Source organism: Acinetobacter rongchengensis, from assembly GCF_003611475.1.
GTDB lineage: Bacteria > Pseudomonadota > Gammaproteobacteria > Pseudomonadales > Moraxellaceae > Acinetobacter > Acinetobacter rongchengensis.
The window spans coordinates 1-7191 of record NZ_RAXT01000087.1; the positions used below are offsets into that span (position 1 = coordinate 1).

General features: G+C 35.4%; 10 protein-coding genes. 8 read left to right on the forward strand and 2 right to left on the reverse strand.

Features of this window, described 5'->3' with window-relative positions; translation table 11 throughout:
• Positions 1-79: 79 nt before the first annotated feature.
• Together D7V20_RS19910 and D7V20_RS18045 are read right to left on the reverse strand one after the other, a co-directional pair.
• A complete protein-coding gene (locus D7V20_RS19910; protein WP_171407857.1) occupies positions 80-250 on the reverse strand; it encodes a hypothetical protein in 171 nt (56 codons plus the stop codon).
• A 46-nt stretch (positions 251-296) separates the two neighbouring features.
• A complete protein-coding gene (locus D7V20_RS18045; RefSeq protein ID WP_120385303.1) occupies positions 297-500 on the reverse strand; it encodes a hypothetical protein in 204 nt (67 codons plus the stop codon).
• 117 nt (positions 501-617) lie between these two features.
• Here D7V20_RS18045 and D7V20_RS18050 point away from each other — a divergent pair, with 117 nt between their 5' ends.
• The 8 genes from D7V20_RS18050 to D7V20_RS18080 all read left to right on the forward strand — a co-directional run bounded on the left by D7V20_RS18050 (position 618) and on the right by D7V20_RS18080 (position 6291).
• Positions 618-869 carry a hypothetical protein gene (locus D7V20_RS18050; protein ID WP_120385304.1) on the forward strand — a complete coding sequence of 84 codons (252 nt, stop codon included), beginning with the start codon at positions 618-620 and terminating at the stop codon, positions 867-869.
• The gene (locus D7V20_RS18055; RefSeq protein WP_120385305.1) at positions 869-2359 is read left to right on the forward strand and encodes a replication initiation factor domain-containing protein; all 1491 of its coding nucleotides are present in this window, start codon (positions 869-871) and stop codon (positions 2357-2359) included. Before D7V20_RS18050 ends, D7V20_RS18055 begins: the two co-directional genes overlap by 1 nt.
• Complete coding sequence (locus D7V20_RS18060; protein WP_120385306.1) at positions 2349-2651, forward strand: hypothetical protein; 303 nt, start codon at positions 2349-2351, stop codon at positions 2649-2651. Before D7V20_RS18055 ends, D7V20_RS18060 begins: the two co-directional genes overlap by 11 nt.
• 196 nt (positions 2652-2847) lie before the next feature.
• Positions 2848-3018: a hypothetical protein gene (locus tag D7V20_RS19915; protein WP_171407858.1), complete on the forward strand. Its 171-nt coding sequence runs from the start codon at positions 2848-2850 to the stop codon at positions 3016-3018.
• 20 nt (positions 3019-3038) lie between these two features.
• A complete protein-coding gene (locus D7V20_RS18065; protein WP_235831671.1) occupies positions 3039-3260 on the forward strand; it encodes a hypothetical protein in 222 nt (73 codons plus the stop codon).
• Positions 3261-3365: 105 nt separating this feature from the next.
• Positions 3366-4517 carry a virulence factor TspB C-terminal domain-related protein gene (locus tag D7V20_RS18070; RefSeq protein ID WP_120385308.1) on the forward strand — a complete coding sequence of 384 codons (1152 nt, stop codon included), beginning with the start codon at positions 3366-3368 and terminating at the stop codon, positions 4515-4517.
• A 2-nt stretch (positions 4518-4519) separates the two neighbouring features.
• The gene (locus D7V20_RS18075) at positions 4520-4813 is read left to right on the forward strand and encodes a DUF2523 domain-containing protein (protein WP_120385309.1); all 294 of its coding nucleotides are present in this window, start codon (positions 4520-4522) and stop codon (positions 4811-4813) included.
• 68 nt (positions 4814-4881) lie between these two features.
• Positions 4882-6291, forward strand: coding sequence for a zonular occludens toxin domain-containing protein (locus D7V20_RS18080; RefSeq protein WP_120385310.1), 1410 nt, complete (start codon positions 4882-4884; stop codon positions 6289-6291).
• The last annotated feature ends 900 nt before the right edge of the window (positions 6292-7191 follow it).

Here is a 7191-nt window from a genome sequence, read left to right on the forward strand (position 1 = left end):
CACAGTCTTGGATACTCAATTTAACATAATAGGTTCGTTATGCGACTTCCTAGCATAAAAGAAAAGGGCATTAACCCTTTTACATTTTTGGTTCTTTACGCTCTGCAATGTCGTTTTTTCGCTTTAGTTCCTTTGTTAAACCTTTAACTCCTATTGCAGATATAATTATAAATTGTATGAACTCAAAGATACTTACACATACAATTCCACCAACTACAAAACCTATCCAAAAGTGAAAATCTGAAAACATTTTTCTTCCTTTCAATAATTAATATTAATGGTTATTTCGATTTTTATTATTTTTTTGTCTCAATTTTTAATGTCCCATCTCTTGTTACTTCAATAATTCCTTCAAGTAATGTTTGTTTGATTATTTCATGAAATATTTCTGTATCTCTTAATGGCTTTTTTCCTGCTTTTACTAAGTCTCTATTTATCTTTAGACCAGTTTCGTTAAGTGCTTGTTCTTCTTCATCCGTAAATCTAAAAGTTTTTGCCATTACATTGAATCCATAACCAAATTGAAAAATTATAAATGAATTTGTGATTTATTCTTGTATTCACTTGTGATTTATGTATTATTGTAAAAAAATGATTTGTGCATTTGTGATTTTAATATGACTACATTAGCTTTCAACACAAAACAAGAATTCGTACAGTGTGCTTTTGAAACTGTAGCCAAGATCGTTTCAGATCAAGGGCAGATTGCATTAGATGCAATGACGCCTGCAATCAATACAGAAAAATGTCTAAGTCATTTAGCTTTTGTAGCTCACGAGTGGTCGTATGATCCGACTGTGATCGACACATACGCAACGTTATACAAAGAATCTAATTCAGAATTAATCGAAGCATTTGGGGAAGACTAATGAAAACAATCCTCGCTCAAATCCATGCCTTTGATTCTGCGTTCTTATCTGTTTCAGAAATCTTTGCGCAAGAAAAAGAAATTTCACACGAAATCTATGCACGCTGTGCTTTTGGTGATGTGTCGCTTGCTGATTCTCAAATTCTTAGAAATATGCTTGAGGGTGTGACTAAAAATAAACTCCAAGCCTTTGAAAAATCTTTAGTTCAACCAAAGAAACATAATGACGAATCTATTGCTGAAATCTTTGTACAAAAAATAGCCATACCCGCTAAAAACACGGCAGTAAGTGGTCTTGAAACCCCCTTTTATAATATGGGGGTAGCTGATACACAACAGGCATCTGAATCACAGGCTTTTCCACGTCATTTGGATAATTACAAACTCATTTCTACTCCGAAGGGCGTATTACCTGTTTTACGCTGCACACCAATTGAAAATAATGTTGTCGGTCTTGACTGGGTTACTTTTAGCTTTTGTGTTTCTACTTTTGGCGATAAATATTACAACCTTGATTCCGATCAAGTCGATCTTGGGGTTGGTGATGCCATAGAAACATGGCTTGATCAATTACTCTTTGAAATATTTGGCTTCGGTATCTCTGAAAAACGTAAACGCGGTATACGTTTCGACAAGTATGGTTATGAATTACAAGATAATTTAGGCATGGTTTTGTATGGAAATAATAACAAACGTATCCGTGTGCAAATTAATGGCTCAGGTTGTGCTTTAGCTCGAAAAGGGTGGAATGAGCAACTGTATAAGTTCTTAAAATCACAAGCAAAAAATCCAAAATTAAACCGTGTCGATATTGCTTTTGACGACTTCGAAAGTGAATGGGTTTCTGTTCAAGGTTGTGATGATTGGGATACACAAGGCTTGTTCTTTACTGGCGGTCGTAATCCTGAAATCAACCATCTAGGTGACTGGAAGCGCATCAATGGCAAGGGTTTAACCATGACTGTTGGTAATCGTGAAAGCTCTAAATTCCTCCGCTGTTATGAACGTGGAAAAAAAGAAGGGGATTCACTCAGCCTTTGGACACGCTTGGAGCTTGAGCTTAAATCATCAGACCGTTATTTGCCTTTAGATGTACTGCTTTCACCATCGACTTATTTTAAAGGTGCTTATCCTGCACTTGAAGCCTTATGCAATCAATTGCATGATTTCACCGCACCTGAAAAATGCGAACTTATTGAAAAACAAGCTAATATTAATGTTGATAAAGCTTTAGAAATCGTCAAAACACAATTTGGTAAATACATTCGCCAGTTTAGAAAATTCATCAATGATGCTGATCTTTTAACGCTGATCTCATCTGATAAAGATGAAATGCCTAAACGACTTCAATTTTCACATGCTGCTGTAATGCAAGCTTTACGCATTAATCAGCCGATTATTAACACTCAACTAGATGAGCAATTTCCGTTACTTGTCGGTGTTCCTTATCTCAATGAAACTTCATATAAGGATTTTATCCATGCTATTTAAATCAATTATGGTGGTACTTGGTGCTAAGGCTTCAAAAGGAAATTACAACGGTGTCCCTTTTGATAAAACCACAATTTTCTATAAAGCCGACTTACAGGAAGGTGAAAACTTTGTCGGTGAAGTAGGTGAGTCAATTGTTTGGGGGCTTTCTGATAACTTCCAAAAAATCAAAGGTCTTGAATTTCCACTTGTTGCAGATGTGACACTTGAACAAGTTTCCAATGGTTCAGGTTCTCGAATGATTCTTAAAGAATTAAACCCACAAAAACAACAAGTTAAGTCATCACCATGATTTACAGCAACTTTTTAACGTATAGCTGTCCTACGTGTGGCACATACCTGCACAAAGGACAATATTAGTTTCACGTATCAGCGTGTAAAGGATAACGATATGCAATACATGGTTTGGTACTTCTTTATGTTCGGAATACTTGCTCATATGTATTTCATATACGCATTAACACTTAAATTTTTAAGAGATAAAAGAAATGGCAAAGCTTTGTGAGTTGGTCGATCAAAACACAAATCAATGCTTGCAATGGGTCGAGCATTCATTTGTTCCGACTTTAACCAATGCCGATCGTGATGCAATGCTTTTGTGGGCTATCGGTATATTTGCTGTTGTATATGTCGTTCGGCAATTACTACGGCTTTTATGACAATCATAAGGAGAAATGTCATGAAATTGATTAATAAAGAAAACATCCGTAAATATGGCACTGGTGCTGTTTTATCTGCGGGTTTAATGGGCGCTGTTTCACCTGCATTTGCACTTGATGTTGATGCTGCGCTGACTGGCTCTGATGCAAAGTCTAACATTGATACTGGTGCTGTTTGGGTACTTGGTATTGCTGTAACGATCTTTGCTGCACGTAAAGTTATCGGCTTCTTTAGTCGTTAATTTTGGGGCGATGCAATGGATGATTCAACTTTAAATTGGTTTATTTTGATCATTGTTTGCATCGCTTTTTTTCGCCTTTTGAAATGAAATATTTAAGGGGTTTTTATGAGATTTTTTAAATATTTAATTTTTGTTTTTTTCTCTTTAACTTCTAATCCTTCTTTTGCTACTGATTATGTGATTCAAGCTGGTGGTGCTAAAACTTTTTATTCTTTAAAAGCTGCTTGCCAAGGCCATGTTGATTATCAATCACAACGTTATCCTAACAATCGTTTTTCTCTAATATCATCAACCTTGCGATCAGGCACAACAAATGTATTTGACTGCTCTATTAAACGTTGTGATTCAACATCTACATCATGTGATACGATTAATTTGTCAGGAACATATTCAAGTACAAATTGTCCATCTGCAATTCAAAAATCGTTAAAAGTCCCTATTAACTCTCCTGATCTTGTTTGTTCTGGTGGTTGTCAATATAGAGCGATTAATTCTGTTGATATACCTGAAGAAGCTGGAATGACTATAACTGCAATTTCTACTGGTAAGCAATGCAGCGGTGGTGTTAATGGTTCAACTGGTAATACTTCAACTGCAACTGGTACAGGCGATCCAGGCTCAAATGCTTCTAATGATGGTTCATCTACTGCCACTAATTCAGCTACATCAACAAGTACAGGAAGTAGTACATCTACAAGTACAAGCAATACAACCACAACGACCACTAATAATACGACCAATAATACATCTTCATCATCTTCAACGACCACAACATCTACCACGACTACGAATAACACTACAATTAACACGACTATTGATTTATCCAGCTTAGAAAACACAATCGTAAATACATCAAAACAGATCATCGATGCAATCAATAAAGTAGGTGACAAAATCAGCGATGGCGATGATTCAGGCACTGACATGACAGAAACTAATAAAAAATTAGATGATATTAAAAAAGGAATTGACGATGGAAATGAATGGGGTAAAGAGGGTGCTAATGGTGATTTACCTGTCGGCGAATCAACCGCTTTACCTGAAAAAACACTAGAAAAGAAATCATTTTCAGAAAACATTTTTGCTTCATCTGCTCAATGTCCTGCAAATAAAACTCTTTCTATGTCTTTACTTGGTGCTCGCTCATTTTCCTATAGCTTTGATTTTACTCAATGGTGCTACTACTTAGGTTTATTGGGTCAAATGATTCTCATTGGTGCTTATTTGCATGGTGCCAATATTATAACGAGGTCTTAAATATGCCAGCTTTTCTCATACGACTAGCGGTTTGGTTTGCTGGTTATTTTGTCTCAAGTTTGATTGCCAAGTTACTGTTAGGTGCTGGTCTTGCCTTTGTTTCCTATACATTCATCAATGACTTGGTTGCTGAGGCTCAATTAAGAATGATGGGCTTATACGGCAATTTACCATCCGACATTATGGGAATTCTAGGCATCTTAAAAATCCCTCAATCACTAAGCGTTGTCATGTCTGCCATAGGTATTTCAGCATTCATCAAATCTGCAAAGGTTGCGCTCGGAAAAGCTGGCTGAGTGTGTACGAGAAGGAGCTTGCGAACGCACGAAGTACACGCGATTGCTTGCTTTAAGGAGCAAAAACAATGTCTATTTTAATATCTGCGCCCATTCGTACTGGTAAAACTTTACGGACTATTAAGCATATTTTTGATGAGCTTAATAAAGGGCGTCAAGTTTATACAAATATTGTCGGTATCAAAATTGATGGCGTTATTTCTGTGGCTTCTTCAATTGCAGATCCTTTTGACTGGCGTAACTTGCCAAATGGTTCTGTTTTAGTATGGGATGAGGCGCATGAACATCCTGCATTCTCAGAACAAGATTTACTCAAAAATTACGAATTGGCCAATCGCTTTGAATATGATGATCAAATTGAAATCATACTTGATGACATAACATTAAAACCAACTGAAAAAAAATCTAAAATTGAGGATATTGAGCGTAAATATAAAAAAGCTTTAGAACGAAAGAAGGAAGAAATTAGAGATATCGGTAGAGCTTTGCTATTGCACGGTCACTTTGGTATTGAAATCTACTTCATCACTCAACGAGTTACAAAACTTAATACTGATGTTCTTGCTTCAGTAACTACTCACTATGTAATGCGTCGAAAATTTGGGTGGGATCAAGCCATTATTTGGGAATTTGGTGAAGCCATGACAACATGGTCTAAATCTACTGCACAAATCGCTTTAAATAAAACAGTTTGGCGTTTCCCTAAGCATTTATATAAGTTCTATATTTCATCAGAAAATCATCAAGTTAAACAATCTTATCCTAAAGAAGTCATTATGTATGCCTGTATTGCCTTGGCTTTTATAGGATTTGGTTTGTTCAAAGGTTATCAAACTGGTTTCTTTGGTATTTTTGGAGATAAGCAACAAACTGTATCTACTCAATCAGAAGATCAAAATAAACAAGGCGAAGTTGAAGCTATTGAATTACCCAAAGACTCAAAAGAAGCCTTAGAACTAGAGAAATTACAAGCTGAAAGCTTGGGTTTGACCGTCGAGCAATTAAGGGATTTAAAGAATCCTGAAAAGCGCAATCAAGAAATAGCTGAACAACAGGCGCAATATAATGCAACTTATAAAATCAGTTATAACCCAGCCGATCCATACGCCAGTAAAGTTGATGCTCAATATCAAGCGACTTCGCTGCCAAAATTTTCAGGTTGTATCAAGTTCAATGGAAAATATACGGCTTACACTGAACAAGGTACAAAAATCAATGATATCAATCCATCCGCTTGTAAACGTCTAATTGATGATGGCGACCGACCTTATAACTATTTCAAGGAAAATAATAATGCAATTGTTTCTCAAAACTATAATCTGCAAACTAATCAACAAGCTGCTGAACAAAATATTCAACAAATTCCTATGACTCGTGAACAATTTGCTAAGTATCAACAATACAAAGATGATACTCAAAAAAATCAAGTTGATTCTCACTTACAATCACGTACAATTAATGGAGCGAATGCATTATGAAACATGATGCTCATGTAAGAACTGCTTTTAAACATTTCTTTCCTACTCAGTTGTTTTTAACATTGACCTTATCTGTATTTACTTTGGGTTTTATCCTTGGAAATGCTTATGGTTATTTCACATGTCAAAATTTATGTCATTGATTTACAAGTGAAACTTGTACAAGTCTTTTCACAAAAAAGACTTGTTGATCTGATACGCAAAGAATTGATTTATCACTGAAACGTCATGTCTATGACGCTTAGATTCATGTCTATGAATCGACACAATAAATATTTGAGTATTGACCCTTTGATTACGCTTTTCACTGTAAAAAGCTTCTATAATATGCTGGTAACGATGCACAAAATATGATCATAATAGGGCGGTTTTATGCAAGAATTAGATACTAATTTTTTAGCTTTTGCATTGATTGTGTTGGCTATGCAACCAGTTATATTGATTTCTGTACTTATTTATTTAATTGCTAGTCGTGAAAAATAGGGGGTTTTAAATGGATTATTGGTTAGGAATTGGTTTTTTTATTCTTATATTTGGCTATTGTGCTATTAAATTTTTCCTAAGATCGATACGTGATCAAGTTGAATGAATAAAAACAGGCATGTATGGCGAACCACGTTCTACAATAGAAATATCGGGGTATTGGTCAAATCAGATTACATACTCATACGTGATTCACTGGAGAAGTATTTAGACCAGATTAGGGAACTCGATACAGACAACTACAACGAAATAGATCAACTCAAATTATTATTTATAAAATTAGATCATCACATAGACAGACTGAGATAGCGCAGGATTTTGCATAACGAATATTATGTTACTTGGAGTACTCAGCAACATGAATAAAATTGTTTAGATTCATGTTGCTGAGCTGTGACAACACTAGCATGTGTGGGT